The sequence below is a fragment of the Frigidibacter sp. SD6-1 genome, from assembly GCF_030143255.1.
In the GTDB taxonomy this organism is placed as follows: Bacteria; Pseudomonadota; Alphaproteobacteria; order Rhodobacterales; family Rhodobacteraceae; genus TMP-24.
This window is the reverse complement of record NZ_JARJNR010000005.1, coordinates 204,932-228,645: the sequence shown is the minus strand read 5'-3', so window position 1 is coordinate 228,645 and position 23,714 is coordinate 204,932. Positions and strand designations below refer to the sequence as shown.

The 23,714-nt window shown below is 66.6% G+C and carries 23 protein-coding genes and 1 riboswitch; of the genes, 17 read left to right on the top strand and 6 right to left on the bottom strand.

Going from position 1 to position 23,714, the window contains the following annotated elements; translation table 11 throughout:
- Positions 1-176 precede the first annotated feature (176 nt).
- From P0645_RS11330 to P0645_RS11310, 5 genes are all read left to right on the top strand, one after another.
- Positions 177-728, top strand: a complete 552-nt coding sequence (locus P0645_RS11330; protein WP_284164688.1) for a DUF3576 domain-containing protein — start codon at positions 177-179, stop codon at positions 726-728.
- Between the two features lie 95 nt (positions 729-823).
- Positions 824-3,454: a leucine--tRNA ligase gene (gene leuS / locus P0645_RS11325; protein WP_284164687.1), complete on the top strand. Its 2,631-nt coding sequence runs from the start codon at positions 824-826 to the stop codon at positions 3,452-3,454.
- The gene (lptE, locus tag P0645_RS11320; RefSeq protein ID WP_284164686.1) at positions 3,441-3,938 is read left to right on the top strand and encodes an LPS assembly lipoprotein LptE; all 498 of its coding nucleotides are present in this window, start codon (positions 3,441-3,443) and stop codon (positions 3,936-3,938) included. The genes leuS and lptE overlap by 14 nt, the downstream gene beginning before the upstream one ends.
- Positions 3,935-4,957: a DNA polymerase III subunit delta gene (gene holA, locus P0645_RS11315; protein WP_284164685.1), complete on the top strand. Its 1,023-nt coding sequence runs from the start codon at positions 3,935-3,937 to the stop codon at positions 4,955-4,957. Before lptE ends, holA begins: the two co-directional genes overlap by 4 nt.
- Positions 4,954-6,054: an HPP family protein gene (locus P0645_RS11310; RefSeq protein WP_502854845.1), complete on the top strand. Its 1,101-nt coding sequence runs from the start codon at positions 4,954-4,956 to the stop codon at positions 6,052-6,054. The genes holA and P0645_RS11310 overlap by 4 nt, the downstream gene beginning before the upstream one ends.
- Before the next feature lie 499 nt (positions 6,055-6,553).
- On the opposite strand, the gene P0645_RS11305 is transcribed toward P0645_RS11310, so the two are convergent.
- A complete protein-coding gene (locus tag P0645_RS11305; protein WP_284164683.1) occupies positions 6,554-6,832 on the bottom strand; it encodes a hypothetical protein in 279 nt (92 codons plus the stop codon).
- Positions 6,833-7,055: 223 nt separating this feature from the next.
- Positions 7,056-8,018, bottom strand: a complete 963-nt coding sequence (locus tag P0645_RS11300; RefSeq protein ID WP_284164682.1) for an IS1595 family transposase — start codon at positions 8,016-8,018, stop codon at positions 7,056-7,058.
- Between the two features lie 102 nt (positions 8,019-8,120).
- On the opposite strand from P0645_RS11300, the gene P0645_RS11295 reads away from it, so the two are divergent.
- Positions 8,121-8,345, top strand: a complete 225-nt coding sequence (locus tag P0645_RS11295; protein ID WP_284164681.1) for a DUF6471 domain-containing protein — start codon at positions 8,121-8,123, stop codon at positions 8,343-8,345.
- The gene (locus tag P0645_RS11290) at positions 8,303-9,160 is read left to right on the top strand and encodes a DUF8453 domain-containing protein (protein WP_284164680.1); all 858 of its coding nucleotides are present in this window, start codon (positions 8,303-8,305) and stop codon (positions 9,158-9,160) included. The genes P0645_RS11295 and P0645_RS11290 overlap by 43 nt, the downstream gene beginning before the upstream one ends.
- An 88-nt stretch (positions 9,161-9,248) precedes the next feature.
- Here the strand turns inward: P0645_RS11290 and P0645_RS11285 are convergent, their stop codons facing one another.
- The 3 genes from P0645_RS11285 to cobO all read right to left on the bottom strand — a co-directional run bounded on the left by P0645_RS11285 (position 9,249) and on the right by cobO (position 12,198).
- The gene (locus P0645_RS11285) at positions 9,249-10,691 is read right to left on the bottom strand and encodes a cobyric acid synthase (RefSeq protein ID WP_284164679.1); all 1,443 of its coding nucleotides are present in this window, start codon (positions 10,689-10,691) and stop codon (positions 9,249-9,251) included.
- The gene (locus P0645_RS11280) at positions 10,691-11,305 is read right to left on the bottom strand and encodes an HAD family hydrolase (RefSeq protein WP_284164678.1); all 615 of its coding nucleotides are present in this window, start codon (positions 11,303-11,305) and stop codon (positions 10,691-10,693) included. Before P0645_RS11280 ends, P0645_RS11285 begins: the two co-directional genes overlap by 1 nt.
- A 260-nt stretch (positions 11,306-11,565) precedes the next feature.
- Entirely contained in the window at positions 11,566-12,198 is a 633-nt protein-coding gene (gene cobO, locus P0645_RS11275; RefSeq protein WP_284164677.1) for a cob(I)yrinic acid a,c-diamide adenosyltransferase, read from the bottom strand.
- Between the two features lie 38 nt (positions 12,199-12,236).
- Positions 12,237-12,455, top strand: a riboswitch (cobalamin riboswitch).
- Between the two features lie 86 nt (positions 12,456-12,541).
- On the opposite strand from cobO, the gene P0645_RS11270 reads away from it, so the two are divergent.
- From P0645_RS11270 to cobJ, 7 genes are all read left to right on the top strand, one after another.
- A complete protein-coding gene (locus P0645_RS11270; RefSeq protein ID WP_284164676.1) occupies positions 12,542-12,904 on the top strand; it encodes a DUF1636 family protein in 363 nt (120 codons plus the stop codon).
- Positions 12,901-13,935, top strand: coding sequence for a cobalamin biosynthesis protein CobW (cobW, locus tag P0645_RS11265; protein ID WP_284164675.1), 1,035 nt, complete (start codon positions 12,901-12,903; stop codon positions 13,933-13,935). Before P0645_RS11270 ends, cobW begins: the two co-directional genes overlap by 4 nt.
- A gap of 109 nt (positions 13,936-14,044) precedes the next feature.
- Positions 14,045-17,329 carry a cobaltochelatase subunit CobN gene (gene cobN / locus P0645_RS11260; protein ID WP_284164674.1) on the top strand — a complete coding sequence of 1,095 codons (3,285 nt, stop codon included), beginning with the start codon at positions 14,045-14,047 and terminating at the stop codon, positions 17,327-17,329.
- The gene (gene cobG / locus P0645_RS11255; RefSeq protein ID WP_284164673.1) at positions 17,326-18,492 is read left to right on the top strand and encodes a precorrin-3B synthase; all 1,167 of its coding nucleotides are present in this window, start codon (positions 17,326-17,328) and stop codon (positions 18,490-18,492) included. Before cobN ends, cobG begins: the two co-directional genes overlap by 4 nt.
- A 4-nt stretch (positions 18,493-18,496) precedes the next feature.
- Positions 18,497-19,126, top strand: a complete 630-nt coding sequence (locus P0645_RS11250; RefSeq protein ID WP_284164672.1) for a precorrin-8X methylmutase — start codon at positions 18,497-18,499, stop codon at positions 19,124-19,126.
- The gene (locus P0645_RS11245) at positions 19,123-19,845 is read left to right on the top strand and encodes a precorrin-2 C(20)-methyltransferase (protein WP_284164671.1); all 723 of its coding nucleotides are present in this window, start codon (positions 19,123-19,125) and stop codon (positions 19,843-19,845) included. Before P0645_RS11250 ends, P0645_RS11245 begins: the two co-directional genes overlap by 4 nt.
- A complete protein-coding gene (gene cobJ / locus P0645_RS11240; protein WP_284164670.1) occupies positions 19,842-20,576 on the top strand; it encodes a precorrin-3B C(17)-methyltransferase in 735 nt (244 codons plus the stop codon). Before P0645_RS11245 ends, cobJ begins: the two co-directional genes overlap by 4 nt.
- On the opposite strand, the gene P0645_RS11235 is transcribed toward cobJ, so the two are convergent.
- Positions 20,552-21,304: a cobalt-precorrin-6A reductase gene (locus tag P0645_RS11235; protein WP_284164669.1), complete on the bottom strand. Its 753-nt coding sequence runs from the start codon at positions 21,302-21,304 to the stop codon at positions 20,552-20,554. The two genes, cobJ and P0645_RS11235, sit on opposite strands and share 25 nt — an antisense overlap.
- Between P0645_RS11235 and cbiE the strand changes: the two genes are divergently transcribed.
- The 3 genes from cbiE to cobM are packed head-to-tail and all read left to right on the top strand — an operon-like array spanning position 21,303 to position 23,628.
- A complete protein-coding gene (gene cbiE, locus P0645_RS11230; RefSeq protein ID WP_284164668.1) occupies positions 21,303-22,490 on the top strand; it encodes a precorrin-6y C5,15-methyltransferase (decarboxylating) subunit CbiE in 1,188 nt (395 codons plus the stop codon). The two genes, P0645_RS11235 and cbiE, sit on opposite strands and share 2 nt — an antisense overlap.
- The gene (locus tag P0645_RS11225; protein WP_284164667.1) at positions 22,487-22,849 is read left to right on the top strand and encodes a cobalamin biosynthesis protein; all 363 of its coding nucleotides are present in this window, start codon (positions 22,487-22,489) and stop codon (positions 22,847-22,849) included. The genes cbiE and P0645_RS11225 overlap by 4 nt, the downstream gene beginning before the upstream one ends.
- Complete coding sequence (gene cobM / locus P0645_RS11220) at positions 22,846-23,628, top strand: precorrin-4 C(11)-methyltransferase (protein ID WP_284164666.1); 783 nt, start codon at positions 22,846-22,848, stop codon at positions 23,626-23,628. Before P0645_RS11225 ends, cobM begins: the two co-directional genes overlap by 4 nt.
- Positions 23,629-23,714: the final 86 nt, after the last annotated feature.

Sequence of the window (23,714 nt, the reverse complement as noted above, 5' to 3'; positions counted from 1 at the left end):
AGGGGCGGACGGCCGGGAAGAACGGGGGCGATGGTGCAGACTTGCCACAGTCCTGCCCGGCGGGACCCGGCCGGGAAAAGCCTTGTCCGGCGCGGGGGCGTCGGCTAGACAGCCTTCAGGACGAAATGGACGGGCAAGCGGGTCTCATGATGCGGGCAGTGAAGGAGCGGGCGGGCATGCGGAAAACGGCAGGGTCTCTCACGCGCGCGGCGATTCTCTGCACGCTTGTTGCTGCAACCGCTTCCTGCGGCGGGATCGGCAGCGGCGACAGCGGGTTGTTCGGACGCCGCAACAAGGCTCCGACCGCCGACACCGCTGAAAAGCGCGCCGTGGCGCTGGAACAGCGGGCGAATCTCGACAAGATCAACGGCGTGAAGAAGCGCCGCACGATCTGGGACCTGTTCTCGGGCCAGGATGATCCGAACACCACCGTCAAGGTGAACAAGTACCTCTGGCAGGCCTCGCTCGAGGTTCTGAACTTCCTGCCCATCGAATCGGTCGATCCGTTCTCTGGCGTGATCGTGACCGGTTACGGCACACCGCCCGGCGGCGGGCGGGCCTATCGCGCGACGATCTATGTGCAGGACCCCGCCCTTGACGCCCGCTCGCTGAAGATCGCCTTGGTGAACCGCGGCGGCGGGCCGGTCGATGCGGCGACCGTCCGGGCGGTCGAGGATGCGATTCTGACGCGCGCGCGCCAGCTGCGCATCCGCGACGGAAAGCTGTAGACGCGCCGGACTTTCGGCAGGAGTGACGGGGCCGAGGCACTGGACCTCGGCCTTTTGGCCTGTATAACCGGCGCGATCCAGTCTTGAGGCCTGACATGTCGCGCTACGATCCCGCAAACATCGAACCGAAGTGGCAGAAGGCCTGGGACGAGGCCGGAACCTTCCGGGCCCTGCGCGATCCGGCGAAGCCCAAGTACTATGTGCTGGAGATGTTTCCCTACCCCTCGGGGCGCATCCACATGGGCCATGTGCGCAACTATACGATGGGCGATGTGGTGGCGCGCACCAAAGCCGCGCAGGGGTTCAGTGTCCTGCATCCGATGGGCTGGGACGCGTTCGGCATGCCCGCCGAAAACGCCGCGATGGAACGCGGCGGCCATCCGAAGGACTGGACCTACGGCAACATCGCCGACATGCGGGCGCAGATGAAGCCCTTGGGCCTCTCCATCGACTGGAGCCGCGAGTTCGCCACCTGCGACCCGGACTATTACGGCCAGCAGCAATCCATGTTCATCGATTTCCTTGAGGCGGGCCTCGTCTACCGCAAGGCGGCAGTCGTGAACTGGGACCCGGTCGATATGACGGTTCTGGCCAATGAACAGGTGATCGACGGCAAGGGCTGGCGTTCCGGCGCGGCGGTCGAGCGGCGGGAACTGACGCAATGGTTCTTCCGCATCTCGGACTATTCCGAGGAGCTCCTGGAGGCGCTCGACGGGCTGGCCAACTGGCCCGAGAAGGTGCGGCTGATGCAGGCCAACTGGATCGGCAAGTCGCGCGGTTTGCAGTTTGCTTTCGACACGGTCGGCGCGCCGGAAGGCTTTGAAAAACTTGAGGTTTACACGACCCGCCCCGATACTTTGATGGGCGCGTCCTTTGCCGCAATCTCGCCCGACCATCCGCTGGCGAAGGCCTTGGAAAGCGACCCGAAGGTCGCGGCCTTCGTCGCCGAATGCCGCAAGGGCGGCACGAGCGCCGAAGAGATCGAGACCGCCGAGAAGATCGGTTTCGACACAGGCATCAAGGTGAAACACCCGCTTGATCCGTCATGGGAACTGCCGGTCTGGATCGCCAATTTCATCCTGATGGATTACGGCACCGGCGCCATCTTCGGCTGCCCGGCGCATGACCAGCGCGACTTCGAATTCGCGACCAAATACGCCCTGCCGATCGAATCGGTCTATATCGCCGACGGCGCCGAGGATACGCGCCTCACGGAAGCCTATGTGCCGATGAAATCCGAGCGCGTCCATTATGTGCGCGGTTTCGCCGGGGCCGATCTGCAGACCGGGGACGAGGCCATCGCCGCCGCCATCGCCCATGCCGAGGCGAACGGTTATGGCGCGGGCGTCACCAAATACCGGCTGCGCGACTGGGGCATTTCACGCCAGCGCTACTGGGGCTGCCCGATTCCGGTCGTCCATTGCGACGCCTGCGGCATCGTGCCGGAGAAGAAGGAAAACCTGCCGGTCGAGCTGCCCTATGATGTGAAGTTCGACAAACCGGGCAATCCGCTCGACCGTCACCCCACCTGGCGCGATTGCGCCTGCCCGAACTGCGGGGCGCCCGCGAAGCGCGAGACGGACACGATGGATACGTTCGTCGATTCGTCCTGGTATTTCGCCCGCTTCACCGCGCCGCATGCCAAGACGCCGACCGTGATGGCGGATGCCGATTACTGGATGAACGTCGATCAATATATCGGCGGGATCGAACATGCGATCCTGCACCTGCTCTATTCCCGCTTCTTCGCTCGGGCGATGATGAAGACCGGCCATCTGCCTGCGAAGGCGATCGAACCCTTCAACGCGCTCTTCACCCAAGGGATGGTGACGCACGAGATCTACATGACGCGCGATGCGCAGGGCCGCCCGGTCTATCACCTGCCCGAGGATGTCACCATCTTCAACGTTGCCGACCGGCGGATCGTCGTGCGCGGCAACGTGCCCCCGCCCCTTGACCTGGTTGACGACGTTGACGCCTGGATGCGCGCCCTCAGCGATGAAGGACTTCTGGTGGAAGTCGTCCCTTCGGCCAAGATGTCGAAGTCGAAGAAGAATGTCGTCGATCCGATGAACATCATCGCCCAGTATGGCGCCGATACCGCGCGCTGGTTCGTGATGTCCGACAGCCCGCCCGAGCGCGACGTGGAATGGACCGCCGCCGGGGCGGACGCGGCCTTCAAGCACCTGAACCGGGTCTGGACGCTCTGCGACCGGATCGCCAGCTTGCCTGCGGACAAGCCCGGCACCGGCGACGAAGACCTGATGCGCGCCACCCACCGCGCCATCGCCGACGTGACAAAGGGGATCGAGGGCTTTGCCTTCAACAAGGCGATTGCGAAGCTTTACGAACTCGCGAACGCGATCCAGCGCTCGGATGCCTCGAAAGCCGCGCAGCGGCGGGCGGTCATGGTGCTCGCGCAACTCATGGCGCCGATGACGCCGCATCTGGCCGAGGATATCTGGGCGCACCAAGGCGGCGCGGGGCTTGTGGCGAATGCGCCCTGGCCCAAGGCCGATCCGGCGATGCTCGAGGACGATACCGTCACCCTGCCGATCCAGATCAATGGCAAGCGGCGGGCGGAAATCAGCGTGCCGAAAGATATGCCGCCGGCAGAGGTTGAAAAGATCGCGCTGGCGGATGAAGCTGTGATCCGGTTCCTTGCCGGTCAGCCGGTGAAGAAGCTGATCGTTGTTCCGGGCCGCATCGTCAATGTCGTCATCTGATCGCCGCATCTTTCTGGGCCTGATGGCCGCCCTGCCGCTCGCGGCCTGCGGCTTCACGCCCGCCTATGGGCCCGCGGGTCCGGCGCGCGGCATGACCGGCCAGATCGGCATCGCCGACCCCTCCGACCGCGACAGTTTCGATCTGGTCGGGCGCCTGCAGGAACGGCTCGGCCGCTCGCGCAACCCGCGCTGGCAACTGGGCTATTCGATCAGTGTCAGCCGGGTCGGGCTGGGCATCACCTCCTCGAACGCCATCACCCGCTACAATGTCGTCGGCATCGTCACCTACCGGCTGACCGAGGTGGCGACGGGCCGCACCGCAACCAAGGGGAAAGTGAAGAATTTCACCTCCTATTCGGCCTCGGGCACCGTCATCTCCACCGCAGCGTCCGAACAGGACGCGCATGAACGGCTGATGCGGATCCTTGCCGACCAGATCGTCACCGACCTCATCGCCACATCGGCCGCCTGGGCGGGCACATGAAGCTCGCCGGGGCCGCCGCCTCGCGCTATTTCGCCCGGCCCGAACCCGACCGCGCGGGCCTGCTGATTCACGGCGCCGATCCGATGCGCGTCGCGCTGAAGCGGCAAGAGGTGATCGCGGCGCTTGTGGGGCCGGAGGGCGAGGCGGAAATGCGCCTGACCCGGATCCCGGCCTCCGACCTGCGCAAGGACCCAGCCCTGGTGCAGGACGCGCTGAAGGCGCAGGGCTTCTTCCCCGGCCCGCGCGTGGCTTTCGTCGAGGAGGCAGGCGACGGGATTGCCCTGATTCTCAAGAATGCGCTGGCGGAATGGCAGACGGGCGACGCGACGCTGATCGTGACGGCGGGAGCGCTCACCAAGGCATCGGCCCTGAAGAAGCTGTTCGAGGATCACGCCAACGCCTATGCCGTGGCGATCTATGACGATCCGCCAAGCCGGGAGGAGATCGAGGCGCTTCTGGCCAAGGCCGGGCTGCGCGATATCGGACGCGAGGCGATGGCCGATCTTCTCTCCCTGTCCCGAGATCTCGACCCCGGCGACTTCCGCCAGACGATCGAGAAGATCGCGCTCTACAAACATGGCGACCCGTCCGAGCTTTCCCCCGCTGATGTCGCGGCGATGGCGCCCGCAACGATCGAGGCCGAGGTGGACGATGTGCTGCATGCGACCGCCGAGGGCAATGCGAGCGCCGTCGGCAAGCTCCTGCGCCGCCTTGAAGGCCAGGGGGTCGGTCCCGTCACCCTCTGCATCGGCGCCATGCGCCATTTCCGCACCCTGCACAGTGCCGCTTCAGACCCGGGCGGCGCGGGCGCGGGGATCGCCCGCGTGCGCCCGCCGGTCTTCGGACCGCGCCGCGACCGGATGCTGAAACAGGCGCAGGGCTGGGGCATGCACCGGCTGGAACAGGCGCTGGCGATCCTCGTCGAGACCGACCTCACGCTGCGCTCCAGCTCGCGCGCCCCCCAGATGGCGCTTATGGAGCGGGCGCTGATCCGGCTTGCGATGCTGGCAAGGCGATGAGCGGCAAAGGGTCATACCTGCGCTCCCTCCGTGCGCTTGGCCGCGCTCTTGGCCCTGCGCTTGCGCGCCCCAAGAGCTCCGAGATGGTGCGGGCCGCCATCGGCGCGGGCCTTGGCCTTCTGCTCACCGGTCTTTTGACGCTGCTGCTTGCCGGACGGATCGGGTCGCCCGCAGGCGTGCTTTTCGCGCCGCTCGGCGCTTCGGCCTTCCTGATCTTCGCCGTCCCGAACAGCCCGCTGGCCCAACCCTGGTCGGCGGTCGTCGGCAATGGCCTGTCGGCCCTCGCGGCGCTGGCAATCGCCCCCCTCGGGCTCGATCCGGCCGCGGCGGTCGCCCTGTCGGTCGCGGCGGCGGTCCTGCTGATGATGGCGGCGCGCGCCATGCATCCGCCCGGCGGTGCCGTGGCTCTGCTTCTGGCGCTGAACCCTGATCCGGCCCACGGGCTCGGCCTCGCCCTCTATCCGGTCGCGGCCGCAACCGCCTGCCTCGTGCTCGTCGGCGCCCTCTACAACCGGGCCACGGGCCGGAAATACCCGTTCCGCCAACCGGCGGAGGCCGGCACGCACCAGACCCGCGACCGCGCCCCCGACCGCCGCTTGGGCCTTTCGGCCGAGGATCTGGGGCGGATTCTCGCCGATCTGCGGCTTGCCGCCAACATCGGGCCCGAGGACCTCGCCCGCCTTATCGGCGCGGCCGAGGCAGAGGCGACCGCGCGCCATGTCGGTGGTCTGACCGCCGCCGATGTTATGTCGCGCGACGTGATCAGCATCCGGCCGGACACCGGCCTTGCCGACCTCACGCGGCTCTTCCTCGGCCATGGTTTCAAGACCCTGCCGGTCACCGACGAGAGCGGGCGCTATCTGGGCCTTCTGTCGCAGCAGGGTCTCCTCGCGCCGCACGGCGGCGAGGCCACGGCGCGCGAGATGATGCGGACCGACCTGCGCGCCGCCGGTCCGGCCATGCCGCTCGCGCCGCTTCTGGCGCTTCTCGCCGATGGCGGCCAGCAGGCGGTGCCCGTGGTCGAGGGCGACCGCCTGGCCGGCATCGTCAGCCGCACCGACATGATCGGCGCGCTGGCTTTTGCCTTGAGCCGCTGATCCGATTGCGGCGCCTTGCGGCGCCAGGCCTGTCTCTCAGACCCCGCGCCTGCGCGCGGAACCTTCGGGCGCCTCCGGCGGGCGTATTTCCGGCATTATGTATCAACCGCACCAAGCATAACGCGCTGGAATCCTGTACTAAACCCCCATGCAGGACAGGACGATAGATAACGCGCTACTGGCGCTTCACCGGGCGGGTGGCCCACAAGCGGAGCTGGCACGGCAGATACTGGCCATGCGTGGGGTCCGGTTGCCGCGAATGCTGTATGACCGCCCGCTTTGCCGGGGCAAGTGCAAAAGGCTGATGTTGGCTGCGTTGGCTGATGGCCCCAAAACCACGGCAGAGGCGGCACAAAGGGTAATGGAGGCTGTTCCAGGCATCAGCCGCAGGCAGGCGGTGCAGCGCGCCTATATGGCGTTGCGCAGGCTTGAAGCGGCGGGGATGGTGCGGAGGGATAGGAAAGGGTGGCTGGCCCAATGAAGGGCCAGGCCGAGGGCTTTACGCCGCCTTATTGAAGGCGTCTTTGAATGCTTGATCAGACACAAGGAGCTTGGTCCATGCCGCACTCTTACACTCGATCACCAATAGAAGATCCTCTGGCCCAAGAATGGATTTCAGATGATCACGAAGACCCGCAGCGGTGCCTGCGTAGTCAAGCCACCATACTGTTTCTAACACCCGGCCATACTTTGCCGCCACGCGAGAAATGGTCTCATCCATTTTCTTGTGAGACGGATTTGGCCCGTTGAGGTCATAGGTAACGATGAAGTTTGCCATGTTGGCGTTTCCTTGGTTGGAAGGTCGCCGATGGACTTGACCCTGCGGGCAGCCTATGCCAAAAGGCAAGGGTGATCACATTGCTTCGGTCCATCGACGACCGGGGTTGCTAAATCGGAGCGGCAGGGGTGCAACCCTGACCGCTCCAATTTTTTGCAATATCATATGTTACGCCGCAGAGTCTAGGTGTTCCCGATTCCCCCCATACAAGCCGTTGTGCTTATCACGCCGCCCGCTGCCAGTAGCCCTTCCACGCACGGCTGACCGGCGACTGCATCGCGTTCACCACCAGCCCATAGGCCAGCGATCCGTTGTCGGTACGGCGGTTATCTTCCAGCCACGCGGCTTGGTTCGCGTACTGGTGCAGGTACTTCGGGCTGACATGGTGATGCTGGCCCTGCACCATGCGGCGCAGGCGGGAGAAATAGCTTTCCGCCCAGTTGGTGTGCTTGCCGTGGTCGCTGTAGGCCAGCGAGTGATTGATGCGATCAACTGGCCAGCCATCGTGCAGCATATCCCAATGCGAGGCTTCATCGGCTGACAGGGTGGCCATACGGCCCACGTTCTCATGGACCAGCGCCACGCCTTCGGCTTCCGCCATGGCGACCTTGGGAAGCGTGCGGCCAAGACGCTCGCGCATCACGATGACGACGCGGCGCTTGCCCGTCTGGTGCTCTTTCAGGCGACGGTCAACGCGATCCTCTTTCAGGTTCTCTGGGCGAATGTGACCACCAAAATAGGCGCCATCAATCTCAACATGCCCGTCCAGTACTTCGCCGGTCTGCACTTCAAGCGCCATCGCCTCGCGCAGCTTGTGGGCCAGCACGAAAGCCGTCTTGTACTGGCAATCCAGATCGCGGCTCAGCTGCAACATGGACAGACCCTTGGTGGCATTCACGGTGATGCAGATCGCCGCGAGAAGATCGACAAAGGCCATCTTGCGGCTGGCGAAGATCGTGCCAGACGTGACTGAGAATTGACGCAGGCAAGCCTTGCATTTGAACTTGCGGCGCGTGGCGATCTTGTAGGTTTCGGTGCAACCGCAATCGGGGCAAACGGCCTCGCCATCGGTTTCGGCCCAACGCATCTTGCAGAATGTCTCATAGGCCGCTTCCTCGCCATCGCGGTAAATCTTGCGAAGGCTGAGCGTCCGGGCGGCGGCTGAGAGAAGGAAATGTTGGGCCATTGTCATCATATCCGTTACGTATGTATCGGATATAGTGCGTTGACGTACTGCTTGCAAGGGCATATGTATCACAAGCGTTACTTTTTGCTATACAGGTGATACATGCCCGACCAGACGGAGTGGGAAACCAAGGCCGCTAACCTGTTGAAGGCGGAGCTAAAGCGAAAGGGCGTGACATACGCTCAACTTGTGGAGAAGCTCGCCGCAATGGGAATCGAAGAAAAGGAAGTGAACGTCCGCAATAAGCTATCCCGAGGGAAGTTCACGGCGGCGTTTTTGTTGCAATGCCTCTCCGCTCTTGGATCATCGCTGTTGCACTTGGACTGATTGCCTCGTTAGGGCAAGCCGAAGAAAAAGCAACAAAACCAGAGGGGCAAGCCGAGCAGGAGCAACGCCCATCCCAAGCGCTTCCACTTCCTTTCCCTGTTGAAATTATCGAGGATCATGCCGCCGCCGATGCCCGCCAACGCGGCGAAGAAGAAGCCCGCCAAAGGGAGATAGCGGACCTTGCCGCCCAGCAAGGAATGAACACGGCTGCACAGGAGATGAACGTCGCCACGCAAGATATGCGGGACTACGCGTTCTACTCCACAGGCCTCGTCGGCATCGGTACGGTCTTGCTGTTGATCACGCTTTGGCTGACCTGGCAGGCCAACCGCGCCGCCGTCGCTGCGGTCGAAGTTACCCGCGACATTGGTATGAAGCAGGTAAGGGCTTACATCGGGGTTAAGGCCATGAAGTGTGAATGGGAGCGCCCTGGCGACAAGTTGACGCTCACCTTGTCTGTCAAGAATAGCGGTCAAACTCCGGCATACGGCGTTAGCATGAGGCAAACGATTGCGTTCGGACCAAAACCGCTGAATGAAAGCCTTTCCGTGATGGATGACGGCCTCACGAACGGCGGAGAGCTTGGAGCTAGCCACGAATACCACTGGCCCTACGCGAGCCAGATCGTGATGAGCCAAGAGCTCATCGACGGCATCGAAAAGGGGACCCACGCAATCTGGTTTTCCGGACTGATCACATACAAGGACGTTTGGGGGAAAAGAAGAGAAACTAGAATTAGGCTTAGCATGGGTTCCGCCGAACAACTGCGCTTCAAGCAGATGGGCGCAGATGACGAGGGCAACTCCGCGACATAGCAGCGACGTCCTAATCATCGCTCATCCCTCGGGCTGGTGCGATTGATACATAATGCCGCGTATTTCGGGACAGAAGGTGAGCACGGCTTCAGCGCGCCAGCGCAAGAAGGCCCGCCAGGTCGAGATGCGCCTCGACATGGTCGGCCAGCCTGTCCAGAACCGCCTCGACTTCGGCCCCATAGCCGAGCGATGAGGGCGCGCCGAGCCTTTCGAGAAAGGCCGCGCGGAAGGCGTCGCCCGTGAACATGCCATGAAGGTAGGAACCCATGATCCGCCCATCGGCCGAGACCGCGCCTTCGGGCTGGACCGCCACACGGGCAAAGGGCCGGGCGCGATCGGGCCCCTCGGTGCGGCCGATATGGATCTCGTAGCCTTCCATTGCCGCGCCCGTTGCGGCGTGAAGGGCGCTTGTGCGGGTCAGGCGCTTGTCGGGGGTCATCACGGTTTCGACATCGAGCAGCCCGAGGCCTTCGCTATCGCCCGCCGCGCCCTCGATGCCCTCCGGGTCGCGGATCAGGCGGCCGAGCATCTGATATCCGCCACAGATGCCCAGCACATGGCCACCGCGCCGGACATGGGCGGCGATGTCCACGTCCCAGCCCTGCGCCCGCAGGAAGGCCAGATCGCCGCGCGTCGACTTCGAACCCGGGATGATCAGCAGGTCCACGTCGGCGGGCAGTACCGCACCCGCCCGCACCATGGTCAGACGTACACCCGGTTCCAGCTTCAGCGGATCGAGATCGTCGAAATTGGCAATGCGCGACAGCGCGAGGCAGGCAATATGCAGACCGCTGCCTCGGCTGCCGGACAGGTCCAGCGCGTCCTCGGCGGGCAGCTTCCCCGCCTCGCCGAACCAGGGCAGGACGCCGAAGCCGCGCCAGCCGGTACGGTCCTCGATCAGCCGGTAGCCATCGTCGAACAGGCGCGGATCGCCCCGGAACTTGTTGATGAGGAAGCCCGCGACCAACGCGGCATCTTCCGGATCCAGCACCGACTGGGTACCGACGATCTGGGCGATCACGCCGCCACGGTCTATGTCGCCGGTCAGGATGACCGGCACATCGGCCGCCCGGGCGAAACCCATGTTGGCGATATCGCCCGCGCGCAGGTTCACCTCGGCCGGGCTGCCCGCGCCTTCGACGATGACCAGATCATGGGCGGCCCTCAGCCGGTTGAAGCTTTCAAGAACCGCGCCCATCAGCTGCGGCTTCAGGATGGCATAGTCCCGCGCCTTGACGGTCGTCAGCCGCCGCCCCTGCACCACGACTTGCGCACCCACGTCGGTCTCGGGCTTCAGAAGCACCGGGTTCATGTCCGTATGCGGCTCCAGCCCGCAAGCAAGCGCCTGCAGCGCCTGTGCCCGGCCAATCTCGCCGCCGTCCACCGTGACGGCGGCGTTGTTCGACATGTTCTGCGGCTTGAAGGGCGCGACCGAAAGGCCGCGCCGCCGCGCCGCCCGGCAAAGGCCCGCAACCAGCATCGACTTGCCGACATTCGAGCCGCAGCCCTGGATCATCAAGGCCCGCGCCATCAGCCGATCCCCAGAACAGTGGACAACCGATGCCGGGTTCCGTCGGTAAAGTGAAAGGCCTGCCAGCCCAACCGATGCGCCGCAGCGATGTTGGACGCGCTGTCATCGATGAGAAGAATTCTGGCGGGCCGAACGCCCGCCCAATCCTCGATTTCTGCGAAGAATCCCGCATCGGGCTTTGCCACGCCCATCCGCCCCGATGCAAAGACCCTCTCAACGCGGGCTCCAAAGCCCATGACATCCTCGATATATGACGCGCGCCGCGCCTCGTTGTTGGTGCCGATGACCTTGCGGCCGGGGCAAAGATCGAGGAGTGGGCCGATGTCCGGATCGGGCAGCGCATCATGCGCAAACCAGTAATCAAGAAAGTCGTCGACATCGACCGCAACGGCCTGTCCGGCCAGCCATCCTGCCACGACCTCGCGGAGGTCGCTCTCACCACGGACGACGCCGCCTATGCGTTCCGAGCCGAAAACGAAGCGGTTGAACCCCTCCGGATCGAGCCCGAGATCGGCGCGCAGCCTCTCCTGCCAGACAAATCGACCCTGCCGACTATTGCGGTTCAGCACGCCGTCGAAATCCCACACGACCAGATCGAAAGACAGAACCGGCATGTCAGAGCCGCGCCCTTCCCGCACAAGCGGGGGACTTCGCGTCCCCCGCACCCCCTGCGGGATATTTGCGCCACGATGAAGAAGAGCAGGAAAAGGAACACCCCGCCTCGTGCGGTATGAACCGGACAGACGGGGTGTCTTCACCGTGGACGGTCATCGGCTTCCCAGCCTGTACCGTAAGAGATGATTCACCACGAATTCCTTTCATTGTGGTTAAAATATCCCGGGGGGTCCGGGGGGCTGGCCCCCCGGCCTCTGCATCAGAACTCCACGCCCTTCTGGCCCTTGATCCCCGAGCGGAACGGATGTTTCACCAGCGTCATCTCGGTGACCAGATCGGCGATGGCGATCAGCTCTTCCTTGGCGTTGCGGCCAGTCAGGACGACGTGGGTCATCGGTGGCTTCTCGGTCGTCAGGAACGCGACCACCTCACCCACCGGCAGGTAGTCATAGCGCAGCGCGATGTTGATCTCGTCGAGAAGTACCATCCGGTTCCGTTCGTCCCGGATCAGGTCCTTGGCCTTTTCCCAGCCCTTCCGCGCGGCGGCGATGTCGCGCTCCTTGTCCTGGGTTTCCCAGGTGAAACCCTCGCCCATCGCGTGGAACTGGCAGAGGTGGCCAAAGTTGGCTTCAATCAGCGTGCGCTCGCCGGTGGACCAGGCGCCCTTGATGAACTGGACGACGGCGCAAGGCATCTCGTGCGCGATGCAGCGCAGAATCATGCCGAAAGCCGAAGAGGACTTGCCCTTGCCCGCCCCGGTATGGACGATGATCAGGCCCTTCTCGCCTTCCTTCGTCGCCATGATCTTGTCGCGCGCGGCCTTCTTCTTGGCCATCTTCACGGCATGGCGCTGGGCCTCGTGGATCGTATCCGTCGTTTTCGCGTCGGTCATGGTCCCTTCCCGTGCTTGACAGCTTTGCGGGCTTGGCCCACAGGGTGGGCATTGCTGGTTCCTGTCCTATGACAGGCGAAGAGGGAATGCGACAGGGAATGCGACCGTCAGGCGCGCGATCCCGAAGCGCAGCCGCCCCCGCGACCGTGACCGGAGAGGTTCCAAGGCCACTGGGCATAAGCCCGGGAAGGCGGGAACCAGGGGGTGACAGGCCCCGCTCCGCAAGCCGGGAGACCTGCCAGCAGGACGAGAGAAGAAGGGCGGACGGGGTGTTCCGCGACCGGCTCGGGCGTATACCGCCCTCGCAGGGTCATTCCCCCGCCGAAACGAGAGGAAGGCCCGCGTGACCGTCACGCTCTCCGTTTGTCTGACCTGTCGCCGGGGATCGGCGTCTGAAGGCGAGCTACGCCCGGGGGCCGCGCTCTATGCGGCACTCGAGGCCACTGGCGCGCCCCAAGGCGTGGTGATCCGCGGCGTCGAATGCCTGTCGGCCTGCGACAATGGGTGCAGCATCGCGCTCTCTGCCCCCGGCCGCTGGGCCTATGTCTATGGCCATATGGACCCCGACCTGCATGTGGCCGACATCCTGACTGGCGCCGCCGCCTATGCCAACGCCCCCGACGGGGTTGTGCCATGGCGCGAACGGCCCGTCATTTTCCGCAAGCAGTCGCTTGCCCGCATTCCCCCCTTGGAGCCCGCCGAATGACCGATCTGCAGAAAATCCCCGTCACCGTGATCACCGGCTTTCTCGGCGCGGGCAAGACAACGCTCATCCGCCATCTGATGCAGAACCCGCAAGGCAAGCGTCTTGCCGTTCTGGTCAATGAATTCGGCACCGTGGGCGTCGATGGCGATATCCTGAAATCCTGCGCGGACGAGAATTGCCCGGCCGAGAATATCGTGGAACTTGCCAACGGCTGCATCTGCTGCACGGTGGCCGACGATTTCATCCCGACGATCGAGGCGCTGATGGCGCTGCCGCAGCGCCCCGACCATATCCTGATCGAAACCTCGGGCCTTGCCCTGCCGAAACCGCTTCTGAAGGCGTTCGACTGGCCCGCGATCCGCTCGAAGATCACGGTCGACGGCGTCGTCGCGCTTGCCGATGCCGAGGCGGTGGCGGCGGGCCGCTTCGCACCGGACGAGGAGGCCGTGCAGGCCCAGCGCGAAGCCGACGACAGCATGGACCATGAAACCCCGCTGTCCGAGGTGTTCGAGGACCAGATTTCCTGTGCCGACATCGTGCTTCTGTCGAAGGCCGATCTCGCCGGCGAGGCGGGCCTCCAAGCCGCCCGCGCGGTGATCGAGGCGGAAGCGCCGCGCAAACTGCCGATTGTCGCGATGGAAGAAGGCCGGATCGACCCGCGCCTGATTCTCGGGCTCAATGCCGCGGCCGAGGATGACCTTGCCGCGCGCCCCTCGCATCATGACGGGCACGACGATCACGAACATGACGATTTCGACACTGTCGTCATCGACCTGCCCGAGGTGACCGACCCCGAAGCGCTGAAGGCGGCCATCGTGCGCCTGGCGCGCGAGCAGAACATCCTGCGGGTGAAGGGCTATGTCGCCGTCGCGGGCAAGCCGATGCGGATGCTGGTGCAGGCTGTGGGCGAACGCGTGCGGGCGCAATATGACCGGCCTTGGGGGACGGAAACCCGCGCCTCGAAGCTTGTTGTCATCGGCGAACATGACGATGTGGATATGGACGCCATTCGTGCCGTGCTGGGGGCCTGAACCGGTGAGACAGGGCGCGCAGATCAATCGCAAGGCACCTCCCTCCCCCCTCGTGGGGGAGGGATGGGGTGGGGGGGCACGTCCGGCCCCTGCTGCGGCGGTCTGACCCATGCATGTCGTCTTCCGCGAAAGCCACGGGCTGGAGGAAACGGAAACCCCGGTCGATCTGGGGCAATCCCCGGCCGATCTGGTGGTCCTGTCCTTTTCCGACAGTGACCTTGGCGCTTTCGCGGCGGGCTGGCATCGCGCCCGTAGGATGGGCAATATTGCCCATCCTACGGTCAGACTCGCAAACCTAGTTGCCCTGAAACATCCTCTGTCCGTCGATACCTATGCCGAACAGACCCTGTCCGGCGCGAAGGGCATCCTGATCCGGCTCATAGGCGGGGAAAGCTATTGGCCCTACGGCCTCGCGCAGGTGCAGGACCTCGCCCGTCGCAAGGGGATCGCGCTTGCGGTCCTGCCCGCCGACGGGCGCGAGGATCAGCGTCTCGACCAACTCTCGACCCTGCCGGTTTCCACGCTCCGCCGCCTGCAGCATCTCTGCGATCAGGGTGGGGCGGTGGCGGCGCAGGCAGCGTTGCAGCAGCTTTCGCTGGCGGCGGGTCTCTACGCCGGGCCGGTGATCGGCGAAAAGACCGTGCCCGACTTCGGCTTCTACCGGCCCGGCAAGGGCGTCGTCGCGACGCCCGACGCGGCTACCCGCCCCGGACCTGATCCGGGGCCTCCTCGCCCGCTCGCCATCGTCACCTTCTACCGCTCCTACCTCACAGCAGCCGACACCGATCCGGTCGACGCGCTGATCGCGGCGCTGGAGGAGCGCGGTTTCGCCGCGATCGGGCTTTTTGCCACGAGCCTCAAGGATGCTGCCGCCTCGGCCTGGACTGCCGCCGAACTGGCCCGCCTGAAGCCGGCGGCCATCGTCAATGCCACCGCCTTCTCGGCCAGGGGCGCGAACGGCGAACCCTCGCCCCTGGACGCCACCGGCTGCCCGGTCTTTCAGGTGGCGCTCTCGACGGCGCGCCGGAAAGACTGGTCAAGTTCCGACCGTGGCCTGTCGCCCGCAGACCTCGCCATGCATGTGGTGCTGCCCGAGGTCGATGGCCGCATCTTCGCGGGCATCGTCAGCTTCAAGAGCCCGGGCGCCCGCGATCCCGATCTTGAATATTCCCGCTTCGCTCACCGCGCCGATCCCGACCGTGTGGCGGCGGTCGCGGGCCGGGTGGCGGGCTGGCACAGGCTGGCGACCACGTCGCCCGCCGACCGCAAGCTGGCACTCGTGCTCTCCACCTATCCCGGCAAGGCGCACCAACTGGCCCATGCCGTCGGCCTCGATGCGCTCGCGTCAGCCGAGGCGATTCTCGGGGAGTCCACCGCGCGGGGTCATGTGACCCCGACCGGCGCCGACCTTGGTCAGCACCTCCTGACCGAGCGGCTGGACTGGCCGCTTTCGGCTTATGCAGACTCTCTTTCCGCGCTTCCTGCCTCGCTGCGGCAGGCGCTTCACGACGCCTGGGGCGCGCCAGAGGATGACCCTCTGGTCGAGGGGGACGCTCTTCGCTTTGCCGCGCTGAGGCGCGGCACGGCGCTCATCGCTTTGCAACCCGAACGCGGAGAGGTGGCGACACGGGGTGACGACTACCACGACCTTTCCCGCACGCCGCGCCATTCCTACGTCGCCTTCTACCTCTGGCTCCGCGCCCAGGGCCTGCATGCGCTGATCCACATCGGTGCGCACGGCACGCTGGAATGGCTGCCCGGCAAGTCGGTCGCCCTGTCGGCCGATTGCTGGCCCGATGCGCTGACCGGCGACCTGCCGGTGATCTATCCGTTCATCGTCAATGACCCGGGCGAGGCGGCGCAGGCCAAGCGGCGGATCGGTGCCGTCACCATCGGGCACCTGCCCCCGCCGATGGTCGCGAGCGCTGTGCCGGAAAATCTCATCCGCCTCGAACGGCTTCTGGACGAATATTCGACTGCCGACGGCCTCGACCCCGCCCGGCGCGACCGGCTGATCGCCGCGGTGCGCGACGAGGCCCGGGCCTCGGGCGTCGAGGATGACCTGGGGATACCCGGAGATGCCTCGGCGGCCGAGGCAATCACCCGCATCGACCGGTTCGTCTGCGACGTCAAGGAAAGCCAGTTCGGCGAGGGCCTGCATGTCTTCGGCACCGGCCAATGCGGCGCGGAAGAACGGGCAGGACTTCGGGCCGCGCTCGGCGGACGACGCGTGTCGGCCGGGCCGTCCGGTTCGCCCGCGCGTGGCCGGTCGGACGTGCTGCCGACAGGACGGAACCTCTACACCACCGATCCGCGCGCCGTGCCGTCGCGCGCCGCCCATGCCCAGGGCGTGAAGCTGGCCGAGGAACTTCTGCGCAAGCATCTGCAGGACCATGGCGACTGGCCGCGGTCGCTGGTCATCGACCTCTGGGGGTCCGCGACCATGCGCACGGCGGGCGAGGAGTTTGCGATGGCGCTGCATCTGGCAGGCCTTGCCCCGAAATGGGACGCGGGGTCAGAGCGGGTTTCGGGCTTCGAGATCGTGCCACTCGCCCTGCTCGGCCGCCCCCGCATCGACGTGACCTTGCGGGTTTCGGGCCTGTTCAGAGACGTTTTTCCGGGTCTCGCCCAGTTGTTCGAGGCCGCTGCCGCCGCGCTCGGCCAGCGAGAGGAAACGGCTGAAGACAACCCCTATCTCGCGGCAAGCCCGCGCGTCTTCGGCCCGAAGCCCGGCCTTTACGGCCTGTCAATGGGCGAGGCGATCGAGGATTATTCCGATGGCGGGCAGGCCCGCGCCGGAGAAGCCTGGCTTGCCGGCTCCGAATGGTCGGTGGGGACCGGCGACGCGCAACGCGTTCGCGAAGCGCTGGAAGCGCGCGTTAAAGGCGCGGACGGATTCGTTCATGTCCAGGACCTGGCCGAAAGCGATCTTCTCCTGGCTTCGGACTATGCTGCGCATGAGGGCGGGTTTGCCGCCGCCGTCGCCCGATTGGGCGGGGCGCAGAAGGCACTTTATCACCTTGACGCCACGCAACCCGACCGGCCCCGCGCCCGGACGCTGCCCGAAGAGGTCGCGCGCGTCGTCCGGTCACGCGCCGCCGATCCGCGCTGGGCGAGCGGCATGATGGCACATGGCTTCCGGGGTGCCGCCGAGATTGCCGCGACGCTCGATCACCTCGCTGCCTTCGCGCATCTCGCCCGCGCCGTCCCGCCGCATCTGTTCGACCTCTACCACGATGCGACGCTCGGCCGTGACGATCTGGTGGCGTTCATGGAACGCGAAAATCCCATGGCCCTTCAGGCCATGCGCGACCGTTTCGCCGCGCTGCGTGACGCGGGCCTCTGGATCACGCGCCGCAATTCGATTGCGGCCTCGATGGAGGCACGGGCATGAAAACCGTGTCTATGTCGCCTGAAATCAAAGGATGGTGCCCGGGCGCACTTCGCCCGATGATGTCGGGTGACGGGCTCGTCGTCCGCATCCGTCCGCGCGGCGGGCGCCTGACGCCGGTGCAGGCGAAGGGCATCGCCGATCTTTCAGCACGCCATGGCAACGGCCTGATCGACCTCTCTTCGCGCGCCAACGTGCAGTTGCGCGGGGTGGCGGAGGCGGCGCATGGCGCGCTCATCGAGGGGCTGCGCGCCCTTGGCCTCATCGACCCGTCGACCGAGGCCGAGGCGCGGCGCAATATCGTCGTGACCCCTCTCTGGCGCGATGGCGACGGCGCCACCGACCTCGCCCGGGCCCTGACCGAGGCGCTTGCGGCGGGTGATGCCCCCCGGACGCCGGCCAAGTTCGGCTATGCCGTCGATTGCGGCCCGCTGCCGGTCTTGCGCGACATCTCTGCGGATATCCGGATCGAGCAGGGCGCCATGGGCGGTCTGGTCGTCCGGGCCGATGGCGCAAGCCGGGGTGCGGCGGCGACAGAGGAAACGGCCGCCGCGATCGCCCTGCGTCTGGCAGAGTGGTTCCTGGCAAGCGGCGGCGCGCCCGGCGGCCGGGGCCGGATGGCCGCGCATCTTGCGCGTGGAGCGGGGCTTCCCCCGGAATTCACGCTTGCCGAGGCCGTCGGAACACCCGCCCCGGCCCCCGTGCCGGGGCCTCTGGCCCAAGGCATTCTCGTCGGCTTCGAATTTGGCCAGCTGACGGCCGAAACCTTGTCTATCCTCGCCGATTCGGGCCCTTTGCGCGCCACGCCCTGGCGCATGTTCCTGATCGAAGGGGCAGCCCGCGCGCCCGGTATTTCCGGCCTGATCACCGCGCCGGACGACCCGCGCCTGAAGGTGGTCGCCTGCACCGGCGCGCCCGCCTGTCCGCAGGCGCTCGTCGCAACGCGCCCGGTGGCGCGGGCGCTTGGCTCCTCGCTTGCCCCGGGCCGGCGGCTCCATGTTTCGGGCTGTGCCAAGGGTTGCGCCCATCCCGGCCCTGCCGCGCTGACGCTTGTCGGCAGACCCGGCGGCACCTTCGACCTGATCCGGAGCGGCATTGCCGCCGATCCGCCCGCCCTGACCGGCCTCGTCCCCGAGGCGCTGACCCCTGACATCCTCTCCGAGTAGACAGATGCCCCACAGATACCAGACCGACGGCGCCGCCATCTACCTTGAAAGCTTCGCGACCATCCGCGCCGAGGCCGACCTTGCCCGCTTCACGCCCGAAGAAGAGGTTGTCGTCGTCCGCATGATCCATGCCGCCGGGATGGTCGGACTGGAAGCGCATGTCCGCTTCTCTCCCGGCATGGCGAACACCGCGCGCGCCGCGCTGGAGGCGGGCGCACCGATCCTGTGCGACGCGCGCATGGTCAGCGAAGGCGTCACCCGCAGCCGCCTGCCGAGGGATAATAAGGTCATCTGCACCTTGCACGACCCGCAGGTGCCTGCCCTTGCGGCCGAAATGAAGAACACCCGCTCCGCCGCCGCGCTGGAATTGTGGCGCCCGCATCTGGAAGGCGCCGTTGTCGCCATCGGCAATGCGCCGACCGCGCTTTTCCACCTGCTGAACATGCTGGAAGACCCCGCCTGCCCGCGCCCCGCCGCCATCATCGGTTGCCCTGTGGGCTTCGTCGGTGCCGCCGAATCGAAGGATGCGCTGATGCAGGACCTGCCCGCCCCGTCGGTCATCGTGAAGGGCCGCCTCGGCGGGTCCGCCATCACCGTTGCCGCGGTCAACGCGCTTGCGAGTCGCAAGGAATGAGCGGCGGGCGCATCATCTGTGTGGGCCTCGGCCCGGGCGATCCGGAGCTGATGAGCGTGCGCTCTGACCGTTTGGTGCGGGGGGCGGCGCACGTCGCCTATTTCCGCAAGAAGGGCTACGAGGGCCAGGCGCGACGCATCGTCGAGGGGATGTTGCGTGCGGATGCGACAGAATATGCGATGGATTATCCGGTCACGACCGAGATCCATTTCTCCGACCCCGAATACAACCGCGTCATGGCCGGGTTCTACGACCTCTGGGCGGAGAAACTGTGCGATCTGGCCGGAACAGAGACTGTTTTGGTGCTGTGCGAGGGCGACCCGTTCTTCTATGGCAGCTTCATGCACCTTTACACCCGCCTGCGCGAACGCTGCGCCGTCGAGATCGTGCCCGGCATCACCGGCATGTCGGGCTGCTGGACGGCGACGGGCGAGCCGATCACCTGGGGCGACGACGTGCTGACGGTTGTCACCGCGACGATGAGCGAGGCCGACCTGACCGCGCGGGCGCGGGAAACCGACGCGCTGGTGGTGATGAAGATCGGCCGCAACCTCGACAAGCTGAAACGGGCCCTGACGGCGGCGGGGCGGCTGGCGGATGCCTGGCTGGTCGAACGCGGCACGATGCCCGACCAGAAGGTGCATCGGCTGGCGCAGGTGCCGGAGAAGGTCCCCTATTTCTCGATCGTCGTCGTGCATGGACAGGGGCGTCGGCCATGAGCGGATGGGTGAAGGTCGCGGGGCTTGGTCCCGGGGATGAGGCGATGGTCACCGACCAGGTGCGGTCAGCTCTGGCTGACGCGACCGATGTGGTGGGCTACATTCCCTATGTCGCACGAGTGGCGGAACGGCCGGGGCTGAGGCTGCATCCGTCGGACAACCGGGTCGAGATCGACCGCGCGAACCATGCGCTGGATATGGCCGCCGAGGGGCGGAGGGTTGTCGTCGTTTCGTCCGGCGATCCCGGCGTCTTCGCCATGGCGGCGGCGCTTTTCGAAGCGCTGGAGGCGCGGTCCGACCCGGATGCGTTCGACATCGAAATCCTGCCGGGCATCACCGCCATGCTGGCTGCCGCGGCGCGGCTGGGCGCGCCCTTGGGCCATGATTTCTGCGCGATCAACCTGTCGGACAACCTCAAGCCCTGGGACCTGATCGAGAAACGCCTGCGCCTTGCCGCGCAGGGCGGCTTTGCCATGGCCTTCTACAACCCGCGCGCCGCCTCGCGACCCGGGCGGTTCGAACGGGTGCTGGACATCCTGCGCGCGGAGCTGCCGGGCCATGTGCTGGTCTCGTTCGCCCGCGCGGTGACGACGGCGGAAGAGGCGCTCAGGACCGTTCGGCTGGACGAGGCGACGGCAGATATGGCCGACATGCGGACGATGGTCATCGTCGGAAACGAAGATACAAGACGTGTTGGACGCTGGGTCTATTCCCCGAGGCGGGCGGGATGATCGGCAATCCAGCCCATCACCTCGGCCACCGTTGCGCGCACGGGCCGGGGCGGCACCGTCGGCCGGTCGATCAGGATCACCGGCAGGCCGAGCGCGCGCGCCGCCTGCAACTTGGCCGCGGCCCCCGCGCCGCCCGCGTTCTTCGCGACGACATGGCTGATGCGGTGATCGCGCATGAGAGCGCGGTCGCCCGCTTCGCTGAAAGGGCCACGGGCAATCACGGCATGGGCATCAGGAAGCGGCAGCGCGCCATCGGGCGGATCGACGAGACGCAAGAGGTAGTGGTGCTGGGGCTTCGCGGCGAACGGCGCCAGGGTCTGCTTGCCGATGGCCAAAAAGACCCGGGCCGGATCGTCTGGCAGGGCGGTGACGGCGCCCGTGATGTCGGGGACATGGTACCAATCGTCGCCGGGGCCCGCCATCCAGGCTGGCCTTTCGAGCGCGCACAGCTGGACGCCGGTGCCGGCGCAGGCTTCGACGGCGTTCCGGCTCATTTGCGCGGCGAACGGGTGAGTGGCGTCGATGACATGGGTGACCCGTTCGTCGCGCAGGTAGGCGGCAAGGCCATCGACGCCGCCGAAGCCGCCGACCCGGGTCGGCAGGGGCTGGGTGACGGGGCATTCGGTGCGCCCGGCGTAGGAAAAGATCGCCGCAATCTCTGTCGCCGCCACGGCGCGGGCGAGGGCGCTGGCTTCCGTGGTGCCGCCGAGGATGAGGAGGCGCGTCATGTCTGATCCCTGGCTGACGATCATCGGGTTGGGCGAAGATGGACCGGCGGGCCTGTCCGAGGCAAGCCGTGCCGCGCTTGCCTCGGCCGATGTGATCTTCGGCGGGCCGCGTCACCTTGCACTGGTCGGCGCTCGGGCGCGCGGCCGCGACTGGCCGGTGCCGTTCAATATAGACTCTGTTCTGGCTGAAAAGGGCCGGAAGGTGGTGGTGCTGGCCTCGGGCGACCCGTTCTGGTTCGGGGCGGGCGGCAGCCTCGCGCAGGCGCTTTCGCCCGGCGAATGGACCTGCCATCCGGCGCCATCGACCTTTTCCCATGCCGCCGCACGGCTGGGCTGGCGGATCGAGGAAAGCTTGTGCTTCGGCCTTCATGCGGCGCCGCTCGAGCGGGTCCGACAGGTCCTGTCGCGCGGCCAGCGGCTGATCTGCCTGATGAGAGACGGCGCGGCGGTGTCCGACATGGCGGTCAGCCTGACCGACGGCGGGTTCGGTCCGTCAAGCCTGACCGTGCTGGAAGCGCTCGGCGGCCCGCGCGAGCGGGTCAGGCGGACGACGGCCCGGGATTATGCGCTGAGCGACGTGGCCCATCCGGTTGCGCTCGCAATCGAGGTGAAGGGCGCGCGCGGCCTGCCGCGATCATCCGGTCTGCCGGACGATCTCTTCGAAACCGACGGGGTGATGACCAAGCGTCCGGTGCGGGCGCTGGCGCTTTCGGCGCTGGCGCCGCGCGCGGGCGAGGTTCTTTGGGATCTCGGGGCGGGATCGGGATCGATCTCGGTCGAATGGTGTCTGGCGGCGCCGGCAGCCACTGCCCATGCGGTCGAGGCACGCGACGACCGGGCCGCGATCATCGGGCGGAATGCGTCAGCTTTCGGGATAGAGCACCGGCTTAAGGTCACGACGGGTGAATGGCTCGAGAGGCTGGGCACGTTGCCCGCGCCGGATGCGGTTTTCATCGGTGGCGGCGTTGATCTGGCGGGAATAGAGACTGTTTTGGGCGCGATCCCACAGGCGGCGCGGATCGTCGCCAATGCGGTGACGCTGGACTCCGAGGCGGTGCTGATCGCGGCGCAGGCCCGGTTTGGCGGCGAATTGCTGCGGATCGAGCTAGCCGCGGCGGCGCCGCTGGGGCGGCTGCGCGGCTGGGTCCCTGCTCGACCGGTCGTGCAATGGAGCGTCGAGAGATGAGGGTCGCGGGCTTCGGTTTTCGCGGGGCGGCGACGGTCGCCTCGCTGCAGGATGCGCTGGCGCGAGCGGGCGGCGGTGCGGCGCTGCTGGCGACTGCGGAGGGAAAAGCCGAAGCGCCGGTTGCCCGGAACCTGGCCGAAACGCTCGGGTTGCCTCTCGTGGCGGTCGGGCGTGCGGATCTGGCGGCGCAGGCGACGCTGACCCGTTCGGCGAAGGTCGCCGAACGATTCGGAACAGGATCGGTCGCCGAGGCGGCGGCGCTCGCCGCCTGCGGGCCGGGCGCGCGGCTTCTGGGGCCGCGCGTGGTGTCGGGCGACGGGCTGGCGACGGCGGCGATTGCGGAAAGGGACGAGGCATGACGGTGCATTTCATCGGCGCGGGACCGGGCGCGGCGGATCTGATCACGCTCCGGGGCCGCGACCTGATCGCGGCCTCGCCCGTCTGCCTTTATGCGGGCTCGCTGGTGCCGGAGGCGATCCTGTCGCACTGCCCGGCGGGTGCGAGGATCGTCAATACCGCGCCCCTGTCCTTGGACGAGATCATCGCGGAGATTGCCGCCGCGCATGCCGAGGGCAAGGATGTTGCGCGGCTGCATTCGGGTGATCTGTCGGTCTGGTCGGCGATGGGCGAGCAGCTTCGGCGGTTGCGCGCGCTTGGCATTCCCTATGATGTGACGCCGGGCGTGCCGTCCTTCGCCGCCGCCGCGGCGGCGCTCGGGGCAGAGCTGACGCTGCCCGGCGTTGCACAGTCGGTGGTGCTGACCCGGACCTCGGGCCGGGCGACGGCGATGCCGGAGGGAGAGCGCCTGGAGGCTTTCGCCCGCACCGGTGCGGTGCTGGCGATCCATCTGTCGATCCATGTGCTGGAGGAGGTGGTGGCCGAACTGACGCCGCATTACGGCGCCGATTGCCCGGTCGCGGTGATCTGGCGCGCGACCTGGCCCGATCAGCGCATCGTGCGCGCGACGCTTGGCACATTGCGGACCGCGATCGGGGCCGAGATGGAGCGGACGGCGCTGATTTTCGTCGGCCATTCGATCGGGGCGGAGGCTTTCGACGAAAGCAGGCTCTACGCAGGCGATTACGACCGCCGCTATCGGCCCGTGGGCACCGATCCGCGCTTTCCGGAGGTCTCGTGAGAGGCGTCTTCATTTCGTCCCGCCTGCGGCGGGCCGACCCGCCGGGGGACGCTGTCCCCCGGACCCCCTGGAGTATTTCCGGACAG